Genomic DNA, 20,638 nt, shown 5'->3' on the forward strand with positions numbered 1-20,638 from the left:
ACCGAGGTGGGCAGCCGAAATGAGAGCGACAGCCCGGACGTCTAGACCGAAGCCTGGCCGGGCCGCGGTCCTAGGGCAATGAAACAAGTAGCCGAGATCAGTGCGCAATCGAGATTGAGACTCTGCCGACGAACTGCGATCCTCTCCCTTCTCCAGTCACCGGACCGGGCTCTGATTCGCTTATGCGCGAACATCGGCAAAGCGGCCTGAATTTGGTGATGTCAAGCAGCGGGCACCCTTTACGAAGTAATGTCGACGTGCCCGGGCGACCCCCGGTAAGGGACGACCCGCAAATTTTCCCTCTAACGGCGGGCGTTCCAAGTCGAGGTCACATGGCGGCTTTTAGTCGTGATCGACGGCATTGGCGAGCGTGACAGTGTGGTCGAGGCGGTGTAGCAGCCACCAGCCGTAGGCGAGGAAGAACATGGCGATGGTGGCCTGCCACCACAGTGGGGCCGCGTCGGGGCTGCGCAGCTGCAGGAAGTCGTCCATGGCGTGCAGGAACGCCAGCGGCCAGATGCTGGTGATGTGCCAGCGTAGGGCGGCGTAGCCGAATCCGAATGCGGTGGTGCTGATGACTTGGGCCAGAGAGTCGTCCCAGGGCCGGTTGAACCACAGTGCGCTCAGCGCGTGGCCGAGCCCGAACAGCACACCCACCCATACCGCGGCGCGTATGGGGCCAAGGGGCTGCAACGCTCTTTGCACCACACCGCGGCTGAGCATCTCTTCACTCACACCGACGCACAGACACAGCAGCGCGGTACCGGCATACTGCTCCGCAGTGCCGGTAAGCCCGGAGACGACGTAGCTGAAGTTAAGCAGGAAGACCGGTAGTAGCAACAGCCATGATTGCCGCGGTATCCGCCAGCCCATGCCGGCTTCGCGCCACCAGCCCAACCATGCCGCCGCAACCACGGGCACCACCGCAGCTACGAGGTTCACCAGGCTAGGGCCCAGGTCGGGCAGTAGCCGTGAAAGGCTTGCAGGGATGATTTCCGCAGCCGCGTACAGCACGCCGTGCCACAGCAGCGTCAGCACGATCGCGGTCATCAACGGATGAGCGCGGACGATAGTTTTCACGTTCACCGGCATGCCGGCGATCGTAGGTCACACCGGCTTGGTCCGAGCACCGACCTCACGGCAGTCATCCGTGACGCGCTGAACGCGATCCACAGCGTCGCCACCGATCATGAAATCATCCGCTCACCGCGCGATAGGTCGTTAGCGTAATGACACTATTCGCGCCCCTGAGCGATCCGAGACCAGGCGCTTTCTTCTGCCGCTGTCCACGCGCAGCACCCCGCCAACCGGAGCCGCCGATGCAGCCGCATGGGTAATGGCCATGCGGGTCGCCGAGATCCGCGGGACGATGTTCTTCATGGCTGAGCGAGTCATGGTCGTACAGCTGAAAACCGGTCACGACACCGACAAAGGAACCGCTTGGATCAGCCGCGTGCGCTTCAACAAGAGTTGGCAGACGGCGTACTGGCGCGGAAAGATCCTCCGACGCCGGCCCGGCATGTTCGACGCCAACTTCTACGACGTGGAGTCTCACGAGGAGTACTGGCTCTCCGGACCGCACCGTAACCAGGACGACACTCGCTACAGCACCATTCGACCTGAGCTCGACTCCGCGGGGCACCCCTGCCGGGTCGAGAGCGCGGTCAGCCACGCGGTCCGTCGTAGCCGGGCGCCACTCTGGCTAGAGTCGGGCCCATGCCCGACGTCGCTGAGCTGGCCCGGTCCGTGTTCGGCTTCGACCTGCGGCCCGCCCAGCGCCGCGCCGCCGAGACGGTCGCCGCCGGTCGCGACACCCTGGCCGTGCTGCCCACCGGCAGCGGCAAGAGCGCCATCTACCAGGTCGCCGGGCTGGCCCGTACGGGCGTGACCGTCGTCGTCTCCCCGCTGATCGCGCTGCAGCGCGACCAGGTCCGGTCCCTGACCGCGCTGGGTCTACGGGCCGCGCTGCTCAACTCCAGCCTGCACACCGGACAACGCGCCGACGTCATCACGGCCCTGCGCGCGGGCGGGACCGACTTCGTGATGCTCGGCCCCGAACAGCTGGCCAACGACGAGACGCTGCGCGAGCTGACCGCCGGCGCCCGCCCGATCACCCTGGTCGCCGTCGACGAAGCCCACCTGGTCAGCGAATGGGGCCACGACTTCCGCCCGGAATACCTTCGGCTCGCCGACGTCATCGACGCCTTCGACCGTCCGCCGGTGCTGGCCCTGACCGCGACCGCCGCCCCGCCGGTTCAGGCCGACATCACCCGGCAGCTGCGGATGCGCGCACCCCAGGTGATCGTGGCCGACTTCGACCGGCCCGGCATCAGCCTGGCGGTGCGGCGCACCCGGCACGGACTGCCCGAGGACCGGGCCGTCGACGACCGGACCGTCGAGGTGGTGCTCGCCCACGAAACCCCGGCCCTGGTGTACGCGCTCACCCACGCCCGTTGCGAGAGCCTGGCGGGACGGTTGCGGCTGGACTCGTACCGGGTGGCGGCGTACCACGCGGGAATGCCGGCGGCGGAACGCGGCCGGGTCCAGGACGGGTTCTTCTCCGGCGCCCTCGACATCGTGGTGGCGACCAGCGCCTTCGGCATGGGCATCGACAAACCGGACGTCCGCACGGTGGTCCACGCGGGCGTGCCGGGCAGCCTCGACGAGTACTACCAGGAGATCGGCCGGGCCGGGCGCGACGGCGCGCCGGCCAGTGCGGTGCTGGTGTACGACCCGCGTACGGTGCGGATCCCCCGGCTGCTGGCGGCCCGGTCCCGGCTCGCGCCGCACGCGGTGCACGCGGTGGTCGACACGCTGGAGGCGGCGGCGGGACGGGTGAGCCTGCGGGAGCTGGCCGAGGGCAGCGGGATGAGCAGGCACGTCGTCGAGCGGGTGGTCGACGAGCTGCTGGAGCTGGGGGCGCTGGTCCCGGAGGGCAACGACGCGGTACGGGTCCCGGGCGCGTTGCCGAGGACGACGTTCTCGGCGGTCGCGGCGGCGGGTGATCGGCGGCAGGCGGTGCTGACGAGCCGGATCGACGCGGCCCGGCACTATGCGGAGACGGTGCGGTGCCGGCGGGCTGAGCTGCTGGGCTATTTCGGGGAGCATTACGAGGCGCCGTGCGGGTCGTGCGACAACGACGCGGTGGGGGCTGCGGAGTCGGGGCCAGCGCCGGCGCGGGCCGCCGCGCCGGGTGGGGTGGGCGTGCACCATCGGCTGTGGGGTGCCGGGACGCTGTTGACGCGCGACGAGCACGAGCTGACGGTGGTGTTCGACTCGGTGGGCTACCGGCACCTGACCCCGGCGGCGCTGGACAACGGATTGCTCACCCTCGACTGAGCAGGGATGGGATCGCCGAGGCGAAGGTGTTGTCCGGGTCGTAGTGGTGTTTCGCGGCCAGCAGCCGGCTCAGGTTGGCGCCGTACGAGTCGCGGGAGCGGTCCTCGTCGTCCGGGCCCAGCAGGTTCGGGTAGCCGCCCGGCAGGGACAGCTCGTCCAGCGACGTCGCCGCCGAGTCGGCCCAGGCGCGGTGCGGCTCGACCGGTTGGCCCGGTTGCCAGGCGGCGATCACCTCCAGCACGGTGTGCGGCGTCCGCTGGGCGAAGGCCGTTGCCGTCGGGTCCACTCTCGAGGCGGCGCCGTGGAAGCGGTTCAGGATCAGGGCCGAGAACGGGGAGCTGATTGCGTCCGCGGCGGTGATGAGGGCGTCCACGGCCGGGGCCGGCACGTCGGGCAGCCAGCGGGTGCGCAGCAGGTAGTGGTTGCCGTCGACCATGCTGCGGTCGAACATGCTCAGCGCCGCCGCGTACGGCATCGGGCTGATCTGGTCGACGATCGGCCGGCCCAGGGAGCGCAGCCGGGCGACCGCCTGGTCGCCCGCCGCGAGGTCGCCGCACCAGAACGGGCACAGGAACACCACCGGACGGCCCTCGGGGCCGGGCAGGAAGCCGGTCATGACGCTCAGCTCGTCCGGGGCGGCGGCCATGATCTCGGCGTGGCCGGACAGCACCGCGGCCGCCTGCTCGAACGGGAACATCAGCATGCCGGTGAGGATCGACGGCACCTCGTGCAGCCGGTAGCGCAACTCCGTCACGACGCCGAAGTTGCCGCCTCCGCCGCGCAGGGCCCACCACAGTTCGGTGTCGTCGTCCGGGCCCGCTTCCAGCGTCGTGCCGTCGGCCAGCACCACCGTCGCGCCCAGCAGGTTGTCCAGGGCCAGGCCGTACCGGCCGATCAGGGGGCCGTAGCCGCCGACGGTGGTCAGGCCGGCCAGGCCCACCGCGCGCACCACGCCGGTCGCGGTGGCCAGCCCGTACGGGTCGGTCGCGGCCACCAGGTCAGCGGTGATCGCGCCGCCCTGGACCGTGGCGGTGCGGGCCGGAGCGTCGACGGTGACCTCGCGCATGGCGGTGAGGTCGATGACCAGGCCGCCGTCGCGCAGGGCCCGCCCGGCCCAGTCGTGTCCGCCGGCTCGCACCGACAGCGGCATGCCGGCGTCGCGGGCGATACGCACGGCCGCGCTGATCTCGGCCACCGTGGTGCAGCGGGCGATCGCGGCGGGCTGATGGGTCACGGCAGCGTTCCAGACCTGGCGGGCGGCCGGGAAGTCGGCGTCCCCGGGCAGCAGCAGACGAGCACCGAGCAGCGGGCGCAGGACGCGGACGGCGCCGGCGACATCGGCCGGGGTGCTGGTGGCGGTCATGGCGACTCCCGAGGCGCGCGTGGGTGGGGTCCGGCGACCGTACCGCGAGTTCACGCACCGTGATGTCGTCAACACGACCTCCGCCGGCACCGTGCCCGCCGACTAAGGTGGGCTCGCCTCATCGTCCGGCCGGCTGGGAGAGTCATGCAGCATCAGATGTTCGTGGACGGCGCGTGGATCTCCGCGCTGTCCGGCGCCACCACCGTCGCGACCAGCCCGGCGACCGGTGAGCAGCTCGGCACCGTGCCCGACGGCGACCGCCAGGACGCGCGCGCCGCCATCGCCGCCGCCCGCCGGGCCGCCGGTGGCTGGGCCCGGCTGTCCGCCTTCGAGCGCGCCGCCCTGCTGCATCGGGTCGCGGACGTCATCGAGTCCCGGCGCGACGACCTGGCCCGCACGCTGACCCTGGACCAGGGCAAGCCGTTGCGCGCCGAGGCCTACGACGAGGTCGACGAGCTGGTCACGTACTGGCGGATGGCCGCGGAGGACGGCAAGCGGCTGGGTGGGCTGCTGCCGAACTCGGCGAGCACCGGCAAGCGGGCGCTGCTGGTCCGGCGCCCGCGCGGGGTGGTCGGGGTGATCACGCCGTGGAACTGGCCGTACACGATGCCCGCCGAGCTGATCGCGCCCGCGCTGGCCAGCGGCAACACCGTGGTCTGGACGCCCGCGCCGTCGACGGCGATCTCGGCCGTCGCGCTGACCGGATGTGTCGCCGAGGCCGACCTGCCCCCGGGCGTGCTCAACCTGGTGACCGGTCCCGGGCCGGTGGTGGGTGACGAGATCGCCCGCCACCCGGGCACGGACGCAGTCGCCTTCATCGGCTCCACGGCCACCGGCCGGTCGGTGGCCAGCGCGGCGGCGGGCAAGGCGACGCTGCTGGAGATGGGCGGCAACGGCCCGCTCGTGGTGCTGGCCGACGCCGACCTGGACCGGGCCGTCGAGGGGGCCCTGCAGGCCTGCTTCCTGTGCGCTGGGCAGAGCTGCACCGCCGGCGAGCGGCTGCTGGTGCACCACGCGGTGCGCGACAACTTCGCCGAACGGCTCGCCCGCGCGGTCTCCGAGCGCGTCCGGCTGGGCGATCCGCTCGACGACGCCACCACGATGGGCCCGCTCAACAACGCCGGTGTCGCGGCCAAGATGGACGAACACGTCGCCGACGCCCTGCGCCGCGGGGCCTCGGCGCTGACCGGCGGTGCCCGCGCCACCGGCTTCGCCACCGATCTGTACTGGCCGGCCACCGTCCTGACCGACGTCCCGGCCGACGCCGCGGCGGCCACCGAGGAGACCTTCGGCCCGATCGCCCCGATCGTCGCGGTGTCGGGCCTCGAGGAGGCGATCGAGCTCACCAACGCCTCCCGGTACGGACTGCTGGCCGCCGTCTACACCGCCGACCTCAGCACCGGGCTCGCGTTCGCCGACGCGGTGCGTACCGGCTGGGTGAACATCAACGAGTCCACCAACTACTGGGAGAGCCACCTGCCGTTCGGTGGGCGCTCCGGCTCCGACAGCGGCCTCGGGCGGGTCGGTGGGGCCCATCCGATGGAGGCCTTCACCGAGCTGCAGACGGTGATCATCGGCTGAGCCGTACCCGATCGCCCTGGCCCTGCTCGGCCAGCGCGGCCCGCAGCAACAGCGCCACCCATGTCCGGTACGGACGCCAGCGCTCGGCGATGGCCTCGAGCTGCGCGAGGCCGGGGTCGTCGCCGAGCCGGTAGGCGCCGGCCATGGCCTGGTGCAGCCGCTTCTCGTTGCGGGGGAACGCGTCGGGATCGCCGGCGCCGCGCAGCAGGATCAGCTCGGCGGAGAACGGCCCGATGCCGGGCAGGGTCTGCAGCCGGGTCAGCGCCTCCTCGGGCGGCCGGGCCCGCAAGGTGGCGGCGTCGAGCTGTCCGTCGTCGGCGGCCCGGCCGAGGGACTGCAGCTGCTCGATCTTGCGGCTGGTGAGGCCGGGGAACTCGCGCAGGCCGGCCAGCCGGTCGGGTGCCGGGAACGACGGGAGCTGCGCGTCGCCGAAGTCGATCTGCTGCCCCAGCTCGGTGGCGAGCCGGGTACGGATGCCCGCGGCCTGGCTGCGGCGGATGCGCTGGCCGATGATCGTCCACACCGCGGCCTCGTACGGGCTGTGGAACTGCACCGGCCGCAGCCCCGGGTAGCGCGCCTGCAACTCGCCGACGACCGGGTCCCGCTCCCCCACCGCCGGGAAGCCGGTGCCGTCCACGTCCAGCGACAGGATGCGCTCGACCTGGCCGCGGATCTGCTCGCCCGGCACTGCGCCCGGGTTGGCCACGACCTCGGCGACCGGCTCGGCGCCGTCCCCGGTGACGCGGACGCCGACCGGGGTCCAGCCGTGCTCGGCGGGGAACGCGAGGTCGAGCCGCGCCTCGTCGCCGCCGCCCTGCCCGGCCGAGAACCCCGCGACGAAGCGGGCCGCGCTGCGCAGCGAGAACGGGCCGCGCGCCCGCATCCGGAAGGTGGTCATGCCTTGTCGTGGATCGTGACGGCGTAACCGTCGGGGTCGCTGAAGGTGAAGGTGCGGCCGAAGGGCCCGTCGAAGGGCGGCGTCACGATCGGCACCTGCGCGGCGTCGAGCGCGTCGTGCAACGCCTGGGCGTCGGTGCTGTGCAGCCACAGGGCGACGCCCAGCCCGGGCCGGCCGGCGTCGAGATCAACGCCGGGCAGCGGCTCGCGCACCGCGAAAGCCACGGGCTGGGTGGCGAAGACGACCGCACCCGGCGGGCTCGCCGGGATCCGGCGCAGGCCGAGGTGCTGCTCGTAGAAGGCGGCGGAACGTTGCAGGTCACGCACCTGCAGGGCGATGAAGTCCGGTCCGGTGACCGTCATGACTGGCTCCTCGTTCTCGCGTTTCGCTATGTCAATGTCCTGACATCCACCAGCGTATGTCAGGATGTTGACATGGCGCAACAGGAAACGGTCGGTCCGGTGGAGAACGCCGTGGGCTACGTCCTCAAGGAGGCCGCGGTGGCCCTGCGCACCGCGATGGACGCGGTGCTGCGACCGCTGCAGCTCACCGTCCCGCAGTACTCCTGTCTGGAACTGCTCGGCCAGCGGCCCGGCCTGTCCAACGCCGAACTGGCCCGCGGGACCTTCGTCACCCGCCAGTCGATGAACGTGGTGCTGCACGGCCTCGAGGAACGCGGGCTGGTCACCCGGCCCGCCACCGCCGCCCGGGGCCGCGAACTGCCGGCCGAGCTGACCCCGGCCGGCCGCGACCAGCTGCTCGCGGCCAGCACGGCGGTCCGGGCCGTCGAGAAGAGGATGTGTACGGGCCTGAGCCCCGCCCGTCAGCAGGAGCTCCTCGAGACGCTGGCCGCCTGCGCCCGCAACCTCAGCCCCGGTGCTGATGCACCCGATCCCGAGCGGGCGCGGACTCCCTGACGACGACCGCGGGCCGCATCGGCGGCTCAGTCCACGACGAACGAGCGCGACACCACGGTGGGCGAGGCACCGGCGGCCGGGTCGGCGACCGCCTTGGCGACCAGGCGGAACGTCACCTTCCGGGCCGCCCGGCTCAGCACGACCGGGACGGTGCCGTCGGACGCCGTGGAGAAGGTCACCTGCTGATCGGTCTTCCACTTGCCCCCGCTGCGGTGCTGCAGGGTGACCGCGACCTTGCCGTACCGCTTCGGCAGGAGCTGCACGGTGGCCCGGACCGCGCCGATGGACTTGTAGTGGGCGACGCCCTTGCTGACCCGGGTGGCGCCAGAGAGCCCGACACTGACGGCCGACGGCGTGGCGAAGCGGGCGGTGGCGGTGGCCGCGAGGTAGGACAGGTCGGCTCCGGCGGTGGCGGACACGGTGCCGGAGTACCGGGCCGGGAACGACCACGTCGCCACGCCCGAGGCGTTGGTGCGCACCGTCTTGCTGGTCTGGGCACCGTTCTGGGTGACGGTCACCCGTACCGAGGTGTTCGGGCGCTTCGGCGCGCGGACGGTGACGGTGGCGTTCTTGGCGTACGCCTTGGCCGGCGTGGCACTGACCGTGATCGCGCCCGCGACCTGACCCGCGGCCGGGGTGACCACCAGCGAGGCGGACCCGGTGTAGTCCTGCACGAGCGAGAAGATGTACTTGCCGTCGGCCGACCAGGTGGCCTCGTGGGCCTGCGTGGAGTACGACGCGGAGCCGGCACTGGTCGACGTGGTGACCGCCGCGCCGGTCGACGCCGAGAAGACGTGCACGGGCCGGGTGTCGTAGTGCGCGTCGAGGATCCCGGCGAACTTGCTGCCGTCCGGTGACCAGGCCACGGCCGTCGGGTAGGCGCCCGTGGTGAAGGTGCCGTTGAGCGCCAGGGTGGCGGCGTCGTAGCGGGCCACGCCGTACCCGTGGTCGTAGTCGGTCATGACCAGCTGGGTGCCGTCCGGGGACATCTCGGCGTCGTACATGGTGCCGGTCTGCACACTCGCGTTCTGGGTCAGCGAGCCGTCGTCACCGATGGTGTACGAAGTCATGTCGTAACCGCTGCCGCTGGAGGCGTAGGTCACCAGCAGGGATCCGGCCGCGGTCAGCGCCTGCGCGGAGTGGCTGGTGAGCACGCTCGCGTCGGTGTGCGCGCCCAGGTCGAGGCGGCCGACGCCGAGGGCGCTGGAGGAGCAGCCGTAGGCGTAGTAGAGCGCGCCGGCGGTGATGGCCGACTTGCCGGGACACGCCTGCGAGGTCCACGAACCCAGGATCGTGCCGGCGGTGGAGACCTGGACGATCGAGGCGGCGGAGCCGGCCGAGACGTACACGCTCTGCCCGTCCGGGCTCGGTGTGAGGCCTTCCGCACCGAGGACGCCGGTCACCGTCTTCTTGACCTGCCCGGTCCGGGACGTGATCAGAACACTGTTACCGGCCGAGATCCAGACGTCGGAGCCGACGGCGAGGACGTCCGTGGCCCGGTCGGTGCCCGGCAGGGCGTACCGCAGCGGGGTGGCGGTGGCCACGCCGGCGGCCAGGGCCGGCGTGGCCGGCCAGGAGCTGAGGGCGGTCGCCGCGAGCACGGTGGTGACCAGGGACGCGGCGAGGCGGGCGCGCGAAGCGCGGGGTGTCGTGTGAGGCACGGCTGTAGGTCATCGGCCCACCCGGCCGGAAGCTGAGACTTCCGGCCGGGTGGGCTCAGGCGTCGATCAATTCACCGGCCAGCAGGCCCATCGTGTACTGGTCGTACCACCGGCCGTCGCGGCGGAAGACCTCGCGGAGGCGGCCCTCCTGCACGAAGCCGACCTTGCGGTACGCGCGCCAGGCCGCCTCGTTCTCCGTCACGACCGTCAGGGTGATCTTGTGCAGGCGCATCTTGTCGAAGCCGTACCGGCACACCGTGCGGACCGTGTCCGTCGCGTACCCCTTGCCCCAGTAGTTCTTCTCGCCCAGGTAGATGTCGAGCTCGGCGATACCGAGCTCCGGCTCGGCGCCGTGCAGCCGGACCAGGCCGATGAGCTTGTCATCGGCCTGGACCTCGACGCCCAGCAGCAGGTCGCCGTACTCGTTGCGGCCCCGCTCCTCGCCCAGCCACCGGGTCACCTGCGCCAGCGACTGCGGGTGGCTGTCCTGCATCCAGCGCATGACCTCCGGGTCGTGGTTCCACCGCCACAGCGCCTCGGCGTCGGACGGTTCCATGGCTCGCAGTCGCACCAGATCACCCAGCATGGTTGCCAGGATTATCACGATTACGGACGGCCGGCGACGTAAATATCGCCATCGGCCACCGCCACGTCGCGCGCGCTGCTCGCCCCGGTGGCCAGGATCCAGGCCGGATCACGGTGCCCGTCGATCACCTCGATGCGCTGCACGGCCTTCGGAGTCGCGATCGTGGCCTCGTACCGCCAGAAGCTGCCGGCGGTCAGCCGGTAGGCGCCGATGCCGGGCGTGCCGTCCGCCGGGGTCGCGTAGATCCGCCAGCTCGCCGGTCCGGCCGGTTCCATGTCGCGCACCCGCACGCCGGTGGCGACCTCCCGGGTGCGCCAGCCGCCCGGCCCGGCCCACGTCCCGGTGTGGGTGTGCACCACGCCGGCCGCGTCGAGCTGCATCCACACCACGAACGGCGCGACCCCGAGCGTCGTGCCGACCAGGTTGATGTAGTCCGGCGAGCGCGGGTTCACCGTCTGCAGCGGTGTCTCCGCCACCAACAGGCGCGCCTCCTGGTCGGCGTCGTCGATCGAGGTGCCCAGCGACCGCCCGGCGGCCGAGCGGAACGTCAGCGAGCCCGGATCGAACGCCGTGTAGTAGACGTTGCGGTGGTAGCGGTCGTGCAGGTGACCCTCGGGACCACCGCCGGCCAGCGTGTAGACGATGCCGACCCGCTCGCGGTGCAGCAGCGTCGCGGGCTCGTAGCGCAACTGGCCGAGGTAGATCTCGTTCATGTTGTCCGGCCGGTTCAGCGGCGCGATCGCCCAGCGGTCCCCGGTCAGGGTGGTCGAGCTCTGCCAGGTGCGCCCGTCGTCGGTCGACCGGACGTACTTCATCGGCCGGGTGTCGGTCGGGAAGGCCGGGTCGAAGTCCCCGGCGGTCTCGCGGAAGAAGACGAAGATGGTGCCGTCGGCCGTGCGGAAGGGCATCGGGTACGTCGCCCCGAGACCTTCCGCGATGTTCACGTCGGTCCAGGTGCCCTCGATCGAGTGCGGTCGCGGCGAGCGGGCCACCCACAGCTCCCGGTTGTGCAGACCGCGGAAGACCAGCAGGTGACCGTCGGCGGCCTGGATCAGGGTCGGGTAGTTGTGCGAGTCGTTGTCGCCGGCGGCCACCCGTACCGGGTCGCTCCAGGTGCCGGTGCGGTGCTCGTAGGACTGCACGTAGTTGTCCTCGTACCGGCCGGCCCAGGAGATGAACGTGCGGCCCACGGCGGCGTCGTGGACGCCGCCGGCGACCGGCCGGCGGTCGCTGCGGGCAGCGACCGCCGTGGCCGGGGTCATCAGGTGCGGCCGCGGCGGGACCGCCTGCGCGGGCGTGGTCACGGCCAGCACGGAGACAAAAGCGATGACGGTACGCATGACAGCCCCGTTCAGCGGTCGAGGGTGATGACAGCGGCGCTGCCGGCGGCAACGTCGAGGGACACGGAGCCGCCGCGGACCCGGGTGACATCGGGACGCCCCGGCCGCAGGTGCCCGGACCGGTCGACGGTGGCGCCCTGCACCGCCGTCGGTTCGGCGCCGAGGCTCTCCCCGGTCATCCGCAGCACCTGGCCGCGCCGGTCGCGCCCGCCCACTTCGAGGGTCACCGTGACCGGCGCCGCCGACGTGTCGTCCTTCTGCACCACCGCGATCCGCAGCCGGCAGTCGTCGCCGCGGACGGCGTACGCGGTGATGTTGCGCCCCGACGAGACCGTGACGGGCAGGAATCGGCCGGGACCCATCCGCCGGGCCATCCACAGCCCGTAGTAGACCGGCATGGCCCGGTAGATCTGGGCTGCCTCGTCGGCCTTGTCCGCCGCGCAGATCGGGGTGTAGCGCTGCCACTTGCCGTTCCAGATGGGCTCGTTGCAGACGCCGAGCCCGCCGTGGATGTTGACCCCGGCCAGCCCGGCCTGGGCCATCTGCATGCTGTAGTCCAGTCCCCACAGCGCCGAGGCGTACTTGTTGCTCACGCCGTCGACGCCACCGCTGTAGGCGGAGTTCGCCTCGTCGACGCGCATCGGCAGCCCGGCGGCCTGCGCGGCGGCGAGGTTCTTGGCCACCGACCTGAGCTGGTTGGTGACCGTCTGCGGGGCCAGCAGCGTCGCGATGGTGGCGTCCGGGCCGGAGCTGTACTGGTGCACGGTCAGCATGGCCATCCGCTCGTGCTCGTCGCGGGCCAGCGAGGCCGCCCAGTCCGACGAGGTGCCCGCGGTGTCGGGACCGGCGATGCGGTGGTGCCCGACGGCGTCGGCGCAGGCCAGCCAGTCGGCGTGATAGTCCGGGTACGCGTACCCGGCCGGACGCAGCGCCTTGCCCGCCCACTGGTCCGGCTCGTTGCCGCACTCGACGGCGACCAGCCGGCGGCCGAGGATCGCGGTCATCGTGGCAGCCTGGTCGGCGCCGAGCCCGGCGTCCCAGCGGCCGACGTTGATGCCGACCTCGGTCCGCCAGCCGGTGGTGCGCAGCAGCGCGTCCAGTCGCCGGATGTCGGCCGGCCGCACGACGTCCTGCACCCAGCCGGGCAGCGGATCGGGGGCCGGCTGCCCCTCGGGCACCCAGAGCGTGTCGCGGTCGAGCGTGTTGCCGGCGATCCGCAGGTTGCTGGGCCCGAGCGTGCGCAGCAGCGCGGCGGTGTTGCCCTTAGCAGGGTCGAGGTTGCCGATGCCGAGCTCGCGCATCTCGAAGGAGAGCCCGACGAAGTCGGCGGGCAGCCGGCCGGCCGGATGACGGGTGTCGATCGTGATGGTGACCGGATCGGGGGTGACGGTGGTGGGCGTGGGTGACAGCGCCAGGACGGCGGTGGTCAGCCAGGCGACGGATGAGAACAGCACGGGGTACTCCTCGGGCAATCGTCGTGGCTCGATGCCTATGGGAGGCGGAGCATAACACCGTGTCTACGTACAGGAAACGCGTCCACATATGTGTATGGATTCAGAAAACGGTTCTGGGGTAGAGAAGGACGATGAAGCTCGGCATGCGGCTCACGACAGCGTCGGTCCTGGCTCTGCTGGGGCTGGTGCCGTTCGTGCTGATCGCCGCGCTCGTCGCCGGCGGCTGGCCTCCCCTGCACGACCTCGACCAGTCGGTCACCGACGCCCTGCACACCTGGGCGCTGGGCCATCCGCACTGGACCTTGGCGAACAAGTGGTGGACCAACATCTTCGACCCGATGCCGCTGCGGGCGGCGGCGCTGATCCTCGTGATCTGGCTGCTCCGGCGCCGGGCGAAAAGGCTGGCGCTGTGGGCGGCCACGACGATGGCGGTCGGCGGCGTGCTCGGCGCGCTGCTCAAGCTGCTGGTCGGCCGGCATCGGCCCGACCTGCTCGACCCAGTCGCCCGGGCCACCGGCTATTCGTTCCCGTCGGGGCACGCGCTCAACGCGGCCCTGACCGCCGGGGTGTTCGTGCTGGTGCTGCTGCCGGTCGCCCACGGCGCGAAACGCTGGGTGCTGTGGGGCGCGGCGCTCGCGGTGACGGTGCTGACCGGGCTGAGCCGGATCGTGCTGGGCGTGCACTGGACCAGCGACGTGGTGGCGGGCTGGCTGCTCGGGATCGCGGTGGTGGCGGTGACCGCGGCGGCGTTCCCCCGGCTACGGCCGGAACGAGTCGTCGAGGAGGGCCTGGAGCCGGAGCTGGCGGACGCCCCGCCACCCCGCTGAGCACGTCATTCCGGCCCGTCCCCTAATGGTGCGCAGCGCCGTAGACACCTGCGACGACCATGAGTGCGACGCTCACGGCCAGCATGACGGCACCGACCAGGAAGACGGCACGGCGCCATCCGCGGCGCGGTTGCCGCCACCCTTCGGCGATCTTGGTCGCTTGTTCGATCTCACCCAGAGGCGTCAACGCACTGTGCACGGTCTGCGGAAGTCCTCGGTAGAGCTGCGCTGCTGGTACGCGATCGCTGCCATTCATGGTCCCGAGTATGCGCGCACTGTCCAAGGACGGAACACCTACGTGATCGGCTCACCTCCGCCGAGCGAAGGTCAGGGGTTGAACAGTTTCCAGTCTCCTTCGGAGATGACCCCGACGGTGCCGTCGACCACCTTGATGGCGGTGTTGTCGTCGATGGCGTAGGTCGGGACCGGGATTCCGGACGCCCACTTCTGGATGGTGGACAGGTCGGTGTCCGCCATGTCCGGATGATGGAGGTGGGGGTACAGCGTGAAATCCACCAGTCCCAGCGCCCGGTCAGCGTCCTGCGCCCTGTCGCTGCCGTCAGGAACGAACTGAAGGTCGAATGCGGCGTCGCAGTTGTACGGCGTGACCGCGATGCTCCCCGCGCTGACCCCCACATAGACCGTCTCACTCAGCGACGGCAGAAGGTCGGCCAGGCCCGACCGGCGTAGCCAGTACGTCAGGTACAGCACGTCGCCGCCCCAGACGAGAAGGGCGTCGGCCTGCCGGACCGCCGGCACCCAGTTCTCCTCGCGAATGGTCGGCAGTGCGGTGAGCTCCAGCATCCCGAGGGATTTCCAACCCAGCTGGCCCAGCGGGATCGAAGGGTGGCCGTGAACAGCCTTCCATGCCCGCTCAGCCCCGCCGGGGAAAGAGTGCACACCGGTGGGGATGAACAGGGCCGTGGACTCGGCAATCGGTTTGCCCAGCAGGTCGACGAGCGCCTCGGCGATGCTCGGGTTGCTGATGCCCGACGACGTGAGAAGGAACTTCATGACATCTCCGGACGACCCATCGTCGAATGGTATCGATGCCATGCGGCGCGGGACTTGTTGTCCCCATCGGTCATCCGAAGGTGAAGACGTGGGCGAGGGCACCGGGGTCGAGGAAGGTGATCTCGAAGGTGCCGTCCGTGACCGGGCCCGGCCGCCGCACGAGCTGGTACAGCCGCGGCTCGGTGAGGATCCCGTTTCCCTCGGCGTCCACGTCGAGGCCCGCCGCCGCGCCCGGAGGCTGACCGTCGAGCGAGACGCGGAACCGCACCGGCCCGCCCTGTGGCTGCGAGCTCAGCACCAGGTGCACGTCGCGCGCATGGAAACGGAACACGATCGAGCCGCCGGGCGCGTTCAGCCGGGCCTCGCGCGGGCCGACGGTCCAGTTTCCGGTCAGCGCCCAGTCGTTCACGGCCCACCGGGCCGGCGCCGCGTAGCCGTGCGGGACGTCGGCGACGGCACCGCCGGGTGAGGCGAAGTTCTCGGCGCGTTCGTAGCCCAGGTACGTCTCCGGAGAGGCCAGGTGATCCCAGTCGGCCGGCAGTTCCAGCCCGGCGGCCCGCACCGCGCCCGGTCCGCGGGGCGGGATCTGCCGTCCCGACCCGGTCAGCAGGTCCTGGATGACCATCTCCGACTGCCGGTAGTCGTTCTCACCGAAGTGGGTGTGGCGCAGTTCGCCCCGGGCGTCGATGAAGTACAACGCCGGCCAGTAGTGGTTGTCGAAGGCCTGCCAGATGCGGAAGTCGTTGTCGACGGCGACCGGGTGGCCGATCCGCATCCCGGCCACGGCCCGCCGGACGTTGCCGAGGTCGTGCTCGAAGCCGAACTCCGGCGAGTGCACGCCGAGCATGACGAGTCCGTGGTCGCGGTAGCGGTCCGCCCACGCCCGCACATACGGCAGCGTACGGATCCAGTTGATGCACGTGTACGTCCAGAAGTTGACCACCACGACGTTGCCGAGCAGTCCCTCGGCCGTCAGCGGTGGCGTGTTGAACCACGTGGTGGCGCCGTCGAGCGCCGTGAGCCCCTTCATCCCCGCACCTCGCGACATGGCAGCTCCTCTCACAACGGGACTGCCTCCACGATCGCGCCCGGCCGGCCCCCGTGGAACCGGTCAACACCCTGGCGTACGCACGGGCGGTGACCAGGGCTCAGAGGTCGAGCCGGTAGCGCTGTTCGAGACGGCCGCTGCGCGGGTGCGGTGAGGCGGCCGTGGCCTCGGCCCAGATCAAGGCCGCCTCGTCGAGATGTTCCCCCGGCCCGGCCACCCGGACGTGCACGCTCGTCATCGGCCGATGATGCCACCGCGCCGGCTCAGCCGCAGGCGCCGGTCCCCACGCCGCGGGTGCTCTCCGCGCCGAGCTTCGCCGGGGCGGCCGCCTCCGCCGCGGTCAGTGCGAAGCCGACGTTGCGGTCCTCCCGGGCCACCGCGAAGATCACGCCGAGCACGTCGCCGTTCGGGGCCAGCAGCGGGCCGCCGGAGTTGCCGCGGCGCACCAGGGATCGGATCGTGTAGATCTGCCGGGTCACGTCGGCCGAGTCGTCGATCGCCGGGCCGGTGATGTCGCCGGACTCGCGCACCCGGGCGGCCTGCGCGTTGTACGGCCCGTTCAGCGGATAGCCCAGCACGATCGCGTCCGCCCCGGTCGGCGCCGGCTCGCGGCCGAACGGCAGCACCGGCGCGCGCAGGCCCGGCACGTGGATCACCGCCAGGTCACGTTCCGGGTCGAACACCACCACCGTGCCGTCGCGGGGGCCGCCCGCCGTCTCCACCTGCACCGTGCTGGTGCCGGCCACCACGTGCGCGTTGGTCATGACGCGCTCGGCCGCGTACACGAAACCCGAGCCCTCGATGCGCTGCTCGCAGGCCGATCCCACCACCTTGAGCACCGACCGGCGGGCGTCGCCGACGACCCGGGCCTGGGCCAGCCGCGGATCCGGCGGCGGCACCTGCCGGGCGGCCGTGCCGGCCAGGCCGGCGAAGACGTCCGGGAAACCGTCGCGGTCCAGCGACTGGCGCAACGCGGCGGACAGCGCCTGCGGCTGCCGCGGCAGCAGGGTGTCCATCCCCTGCAGCACCGCGCTGCCGCGGACCTGCTTGTTGAGCTCCGGGAAAGGCGTCGACCCCAGGGGTACGGCGAGCAGCCACGCGACGACGAGCACCGCGACCAGCGAGACAGCCGCCCCACCGGCGTCGTCGAGGCGCTGCGCCGACGGGTGCACGATCGCCGCGCGGACCCGGGTGCCGAGCCAGCTCGCAAGGGTCTGCCCGAGCACCGCGAAAGCGAGCATCGTGACGAGCGCGACGGCCAGCCGCACGGCACCGTCGGCGAACTGGTCGGCGATCAGCGGGCCGAGCTGCAGCCCGATGAGCAGACCGCTGAAGAAACCGCCGAAGGACAGCGCCCCGATGACAAAACCCTGCCGGTAGCCGCCGATGGCGAAGACCAGCATGAGCAGGATCAGAATGCCGTCGACCACGGGCATCCCTCCGCCGGCCTGTCAGCTCTCACGCCGGCAACAGTAGGGGGAACGCCCAACCGCACGGGGTGAGAACCCGCTCACGCCCCCAGCGCGGCCGCTTTGCGCAGCAGCACCGAGCGTTCGCGCTGGTTCGCGCACAACCGGGCCGCCCGTTCCAGCTCGGCGCGGGCCTCCGGCAGCCGGCCGAGGCGGGCCAGCAGCTCCCCGCGTACGGTCGGGACCAGATGCGACCCGGGCAGCCGGTCCAGGGCGACCAGCTCGTCCACGATGAGCAGGGCCGGCGCCGGGCCGGCAGCCATGGCCACGGCGACCGCCCGGTTGAGCTCGACCAGCGGCGAGGGTGCCACCCGGCCGAGCGCCTCGTAGAGCACCACGATCTGCGCCCAGTCGGTCTCCTCGACCGACGGCGCCGACGCGTGCGAGGCCGCGATCGCGGCCTGCAGGCCGTAGGGCCCGAGGCCGCCGGCCGCGGCCCGGGCCAGCGCGGCCAGCCCGCGCCGGATCGCCGGAAGGTCCCACAGCGTCCGGTCCTGGTCCTCCAGCAGGACCGGCGCACCGTCCGGCCCGGTCCGCGCCGGGAAGCGCGCGGCCGTCAGCTCGCACAACGCGAGCAACCCGTGCACCTCCGGCTCCTCGGGCACCAGCGCGGCCAGCGTGCGGGCCAGCCTGATCGCCTCGTACGCGAGATCCGGGCGCAGCAGCCGATCCCCCGAGGTGGCCGTCGACCCCTCGGTGAAGATCACGTAGAGGACGCTGAGCACACCGCCCAGCCGCTGCCGCCGTTCCGCGGGCGCGGGCAGCTCGAACGGCACCCCGGCCGCCGCGATCGCCTTCTTGCCCCGGGTGATGCGGGCCTGCACGGTCGGCACGGGCACCAGGAACGCACGGGCGATCTCCTCGCTGGACAGGCCGCCGACCACCCGCAGGGTCAGCGCCACCCGGGACTCGGGTGAGAGCACCGGGTGGCAGCTGATGAACATCAACGCCAGGACGTCGTCGTCGATCCGGTCCGGGTCGATCTCGTCGTCGACCACCGGACCGGCGGCCGGATCGGCCGCCAGCAGGGCGTACCGGTCCTGCAGGGCGGTCCGGCGGCGGATCGCGTCGATCGCCCGCCGCCGGGCCGTGGCCATCAGCCAGCCGGCCGGATTGGCCGGAGCGGCCCGCGGCCACGACACGAGCGCCTCGGTCACCGCCTCCTGGGCCGCGTCCTCGGCCAGCCCGAGATCACCGGTGAACCGGGTCAGCGTGGCAACGATCCGCGCCGACTCGCTCCGCCAGACGGCCTCGATGTCGGCGTCGGCGTCGCCCATCAGACCCGGCCGCTGCTCTCGCTCTGCTTGACGAACTCCCCGCCGGCCTCCGGGACCTCGTCCTCCCCGGGCACCCGCCGCACCTCGATCTTGGAACCGGGAACGGCCGGGACCCGCTTGGCCCACTCGACCGCCTCCTGCCGCGAGGCGACCTCGACGGTGAAGTAGCCGCCGAACAGCTCCCTGGTCTCGCCGTACGGGCCGTCGGTGACCACCGGGGCGCCGTCACCGAAGTGCACCACGGCGCCCTGAGAAGGATCGTCCAGCCCCTCGGCGGCGACGTAGACGCCGGCCTTGACCATCTCCTCGATGAACTGCCGGGTCGTGGCCATCATCTCGTCGATCCGGGCCATCATGGCGGCGTTCGTCTCGTCGGTGCCCCGCATGATCAGCATGTACTTCTGCATGGCGCTCTCCTCGTGTGGCGGGTCGCTTCCGACCCTCGCACCCCCATGTCGAACGGGCGGCGGACGGATCGACACGGCCCCGGGAGGAATTTAGCTGGCTGCTGCCTGCGCGGCCCGCTCGATCGCTGCGCGGTGTGTCGCGCGGGCCGCCGTGTCGATCTCCTCCGCGAACTCGGCCCTCAGCCCGAAGACCTCGCCGAAACACCAGGCCTCACCGATCGCCACATGCTTCACCAGGCCGAGGAGATTGGTTGGCGGCGACAATGGGCGGCTGACGGGTCAGTGACTCACCCGGGTCAGGCGGGCCACCGCTCGCTGCTTGAGCGCGAAGCCCTCCTTGGCCGCGTCGCGCAGGCCGGCCACCAACGGCGACCGGGACCGGCGGGCCCACGGCACCGGCACCTCGGTGGTGCCGTACTTGGCCTTGTAGGAGTTGCCGCCGACGAAGTCGAACTCCGTGACCCCGCGCTCCTTGGCCCACCGCAGCGCGTGCCAGATCAAGGCCTCGTTCGGGCGCAGGTGCTGGTCGTCGCGCCAGCTGGCGCCGCCCCAGAAGTACATCGTGCGGTGGTACCAGGGCAGGACCGCGGTGGCTATGCAGCGGCCTTCGGGGTCGCGGGCGCGCAGCAGCAGGATCCGGCCGGCCGGGGCGAGATTACGGATCAGGGCGCGGACCCGGTCGATCGAATACGTCGGGACCAGATTTTGTTTGGCGAATACGTCGCGTAGCTGATGGTAGAAATCGTCGGCGAATGCTTCGTCGTCGAGCTGTGCTTCTTCGATGACGACTCCGGACTTGGCCGCCTTGCGGATATTGCGGCGGCAGGCGCTGGCCATCGCGGCGAACAGGGTGTCCTCGGGCGGGCTCAGGTCGATCACCGCGGTCGGGGCCGCGGCCCAGCGCAGGCCCAGGCCCTCGAGGTCGGGCCCGGTCAGGCCGCGGTCGCGGATCTCCAGGTGGGCGCAGCCCAGCTCGCCGAAGGCGAACGGCATCAGCGCTTCCAGCGCGGCCCGGCGCGGGACCGCCGGGTCCAGGTTGAAGCCCACGTAAGACGTGGTCCAGCCGGCCATCGGGCTGCCGAGTATCCGCAGGCCGTAACGCTTGGTGACCAGACCGGTGAAGTGCCCGACGGTACGCGGGCCGTCGGTGATCGTGGCCAGGACCGGCTCGGCGCGCTGGGTCTCGGCGACGAAGCGCAGCCACTGCTCGGTGTGGAAGATCAGGCGGTCGTCGTACGTCGCCCGGTCGGCCCAGAGCTCGGCCGTCGGCGCCACCCGTCGCAGTCGCAGCATGACTCTCCCCGGGCGGCTCGATAAAAGGCCCTGGGACGGAGGATGCCTCGCCGCCCGGCCATTTCGCAAGGACCGTCCGGGCCCTTCTCAAATTGACGTGAACACTTCTCACGTTCGTTATGACAATTGCTACTGACGCTGCCCGCCCCGCATTTGTCAGGGTG

At 71.6% G+C, this 20,638-nt stretch carries 21 protein-coding genes; 4 read left to right on the top strand and 17 right to left on the bottom strand.

Annotated features, from left to right (window positions below):
* Nucleotides 1-342: 342 nt before the first annotated feature.
* Complete coding sequence (locus ACWEOZ_RS35905) at nucleotides 343-1,092, bottom strand: CPBP family intramembrane glutamic endopeptidase (RefSeq protein ID WP_451915118.1); 750 nt, start codon at nucleotides 1,090-1,092, stop codon at nucleotides 343-345.
* A gap of 624 nt (nucleotides 1,093-1,716) precedes the next feature.
* Between ACWEOZ_RS35905 and ACWEOZ_RS35910 the strand changes: the two genes are divergently transcribed.
* Nucleotides 1,717-3,339 (top strand): RecQ family ATP-dependent DNA helicase, encoded by a 1,623-nt coding sequence (locus tag ACWEOZ_RS35910; RefSeq protein WP_451915119.1) that lies wholly within the window; start codon nucleotides 1,717-1,719, stop codon nucleotides 3,337-3,339.
* Here the strand turns inward: ACWEOZ_RS35910 and ACWEOZ_RS35915 are convergent.
* Entirely contained in the window at nucleotides 3,326-4,702 is a 1,377-nt protein-coding gene (locus ACWEOZ_RS35915) for an FAD-binding oxidoreductase (RefSeq protein ID WP_451915120.1), read from the bottom strand. The two genes, ACWEOZ_RS35910 and ACWEOZ_RS35915, sit on opposite strands and share 14 nt — an antisense overlap.
* A gap of 144 nt (nucleotides 4,703-4,846) precedes the next feature.
* Here ACWEOZ_RS35915 and ACWEOZ_RS35920 point away from each other — a divergent pair, with 144 nt between their 5' ends.
* Nucleotides 4,847-6,283, top strand: coding sequence for an aldehyde dehydrogenase family protein (locus tag ACWEOZ_RS35920; RefSeq protein ID WP_451915121.1), 1,437 nt, complete (start codon nucleotides 4,847-4,849; stop codon nucleotides 6,281-6,283).
* Here ACWEOZ_RS35920 and ACWEOZ_RS35925 read toward each other — a convergent pair.
* Both ACWEOZ_RS35925 and ACWEOZ_RS35930 read right to left on the bottom strand, forming a co-directional pair.
* Nucleotides 6,273-7,181, bottom strand: a complete 909-nt coding sequence (locus ACWEOZ_RS35925; RefSeq protein ID WP_451915122.1) for a DNA-3-methyladenine glycosylase family protein — start codon at nucleotides 7,179-7,181, stop codon at nucleotides 6,273-6,275. The genes ACWEOZ_RS35920 and ACWEOZ_RS35925 overlap by 11 nt on opposite strands.
* Nucleotides 7,178-7,543, bottom strand: coding sequence for a VOC family protein (locus ACWEOZ_RS35930; protein WP_451915123.1), 366 nt, complete (start codon nucleotides 7,541-7,543; stop codon nucleotides 7,178-7,180). The genes ACWEOZ_RS35925 and ACWEOZ_RS35930 overlap by 4 nt, the downstream gene beginning before the upstream one ends.
* Before the next feature lie 72 nt (nucleotides 7,544-7,615).
* Between ACWEOZ_RS35930 and ACWEOZ_RS35935 the strand changes: the two genes are divergently transcribed.
* On the top strand, nucleotides 7,616-8,098 hold the full coding sequence (locus tag ACWEOZ_RS35935; protein WP_451915124.1) for a MarR family winged helix-turn-helix transcriptional regulator: 483 nt from the start codon (nucleotides 7,616-7,618) through the stop codon (nucleotides 8,096-8,098).
* Nucleotides 8,099-8,124: 26 nt separating this feature from the next.
* Here the strand turns inward: ACWEOZ_RS35935 and ACWEOZ_RS35940 are convergent, their stop codons facing one another.
* Genes ACWEOZ_RS35940 through ACWEOZ_RS35955 form a run of 4 tightly spaced genes read right to left on the bottom strand, consistent with a single transcriptional unit; the run spans nucleotide 8,125 to nucleotide 13,139 of the window.
* Entirely contained in the window at nucleotides 8,125-9,759 is a 1,635-nt protein-coding gene (locus ACWEOZ_RS35940; protein WP_451915125.1) for a TolB family protein, read from the bottom strand.
* A gap of 55 nt (nucleotides 9,760-9,814) precedes the next feature.
* The gene (locus ACWEOZ_RS35945) at nucleotides 9,815-10,345 is read right to left on the bottom strand and encodes a GNAT family N-acetyltransferase (protein ID WP_451915126.1); all 531 of its coding nucleotides are present in this window, start codon (nucleotides 10,343-10,345) and stop codon (nucleotides 9,815-9,817) included.
* Between the two features lie 20 nt (nucleotides 10,346-10,365).
* A complete protein-coding gene (locus tag ACWEOZ_RS35950) occupies nucleotides 10,366-11,685 on the bottom strand; it encodes a BNR-4 repeat-containing protein (RefSeq protein ID WP_451915127.1) in 1,320 nt (439 codons plus the stop codon).
* Nucleotides 11,686-11,696: 11 nt separating this feature from the next.
* The gene (locus ACWEOZ_RS35955; protein ID WP_451915128.1) at nucleotides 11,697-13,139 is read right to left on the bottom strand and encodes a glycosyl hydrolase family 79 C-terminal domain-containing protein; all 1,443 of its coding nucleotides are present in this window, start codon (nucleotides 13,137-13,139) and stop codon (nucleotides 11,697-11,699) included.
* 131 nt (nucleotides 13,140-13,270) lie between these two features.
* On the opposite strand from ACWEOZ_RS35955, the gene ACWEOZ_RS35960 reads away from it, so the two are divergent.
* A complete protein-coding gene (locus ACWEOZ_RS35960) occupies nucleotides 13,271-13,966 on the top strand; it encodes a phosphatase PAP2 family protein (protein WP_451915129.1) in 696 nt (231 codons plus the stop codon).
* A gap of 22 nt (nucleotides 13,967-13,988) precedes the next feature.
* Here the strand turns inward: ACWEOZ_RS35960 and ACWEOZ_RS35965 are convergent, their stop codons facing one another.
* The 9 genes from ACWEOZ_RS35965 to ACWEOZ_RS36005 all read right to left on the bottom strand — a co-directional run bounded on the left by ACWEOZ_RS35965 (nucleotide 13,989) and on the right by ACWEOZ_RS36005 (nucleotide 20,474).
* Nucleotides 13,989-14,222, bottom strand: a complete 234-nt coding sequence (locus ACWEOZ_RS35965) for a hypothetical protein (RefSeq protein ID WP_451915130.1) — start codon at nucleotides 14,220-14,222, stop codon at nucleotides 13,989-13,991.
* Nucleotides 14,223-14,293: 71 nt separating this feature from the next.
* Nucleotides 14,294-14,980, bottom strand: a complete 687-nt coding sequence (locus tag ACWEOZ_RS35970) for a Type 1 glutamine amidotransferase-like domain-containing protein (RefSeq protein ID WP_451915131.1) — start codon at nucleotides 14,978-14,980, stop codon at nucleotides 14,294-14,296.
* A 70-nt stretch (nucleotides 14,981-15,050) separates the two neighbouring features.
* Entirely contained in the window at nucleotides 15,051-16,010 is a 960-nt protein-coding gene (locus tag ACWEOZ_RS35975) for a thioredoxin (RefSeq protein WP_451915132.1), read from the bottom strand.
* A gap of 118 nt (nucleotides 16,011-16,128) precedes the next feature.
* Nucleotides 16,129-16,266, bottom strand: coding sequence for a hypothetical protein (locus ACWEOZ_RS35980; RefSeq protein WP_451915133.1), 138 nt, complete (start codon nucleotides 16,264-16,266; stop codon nucleotides 16,129-16,131).
* Nucleotides 16,267-16,291: 25 nt separating this feature from the next.
* Nucleotides 16,292-17,464 carry a MarP family serine protease gene (locus ACWEOZ_RS35985; RefSeq protein ID WP_451915134.1) on the bottom strand — a complete coding sequence of 391 codons (1,173 nt, stop codon included), beginning with the start codon at nucleotides 17,462-17,464 and terminating at the stop codon, nucleotides 16,292-16,294.
* A 74-nt stretch (nucleotides 17,465-17,538) separates the two neighbouring features.
* Entirely contained in the window at nucleotides 17,539-18,774 is a 1,236-nt protein-coding gene (locus ACWEOZ_RS35990; RefSeq protein WP_451915135.1) for an RNA polymerase sigma factor, read from the bottom strand.
* Complete coding sequence (locus ACWEOZ_RS35995) at nucleotides 18,774-19,181, bottom strand: YciI family protein (RefSeq protein ID WP_451915136.1); 408 nt, start codon at nucleotides 19,179-19,181, stop codon at nucleotides 18,774-18,776. Before ACWEOZ_RS35995 ends, ACWEOZ_RS35990 begins: the two co-directional genes overlap by 1 nt.
* 90 nt (nucleotides 19,182-19,271) lie before the next feature.
* On the bottom strand, nucleotides 19,272-19,415 hold the full coding sequence (locus ACWEOZ_RS36000) for a hypothetical protein (RefSeq protein WP_451915137.1): 144 nt from the start codon (nucleotides 19,413-19,415) through the stop codon (nucleotides 19,272-19,274).
* Nucleotides 19,416-19,460: 45 nt separating this feature from the next.
* Nucleotides 19,461-20,474: a lipid II:glycine glycyltransferase FemX gene (locus tag ACWEOZ_RS36005; RefSeq protein WP_451915138.1), complete on the bottom strand. Its 1,014-nt coding sequence runs from the start codon at nucleotides 20,472-20,474 to the stop codon at nucleotides 19,461-19,463.
* Nucleotides 20,475-20,638: the final 164 nt, after the last annotated feature.

The organism is Actinoplanes sp. NPDC004185 (assembly GCF_053603475.1).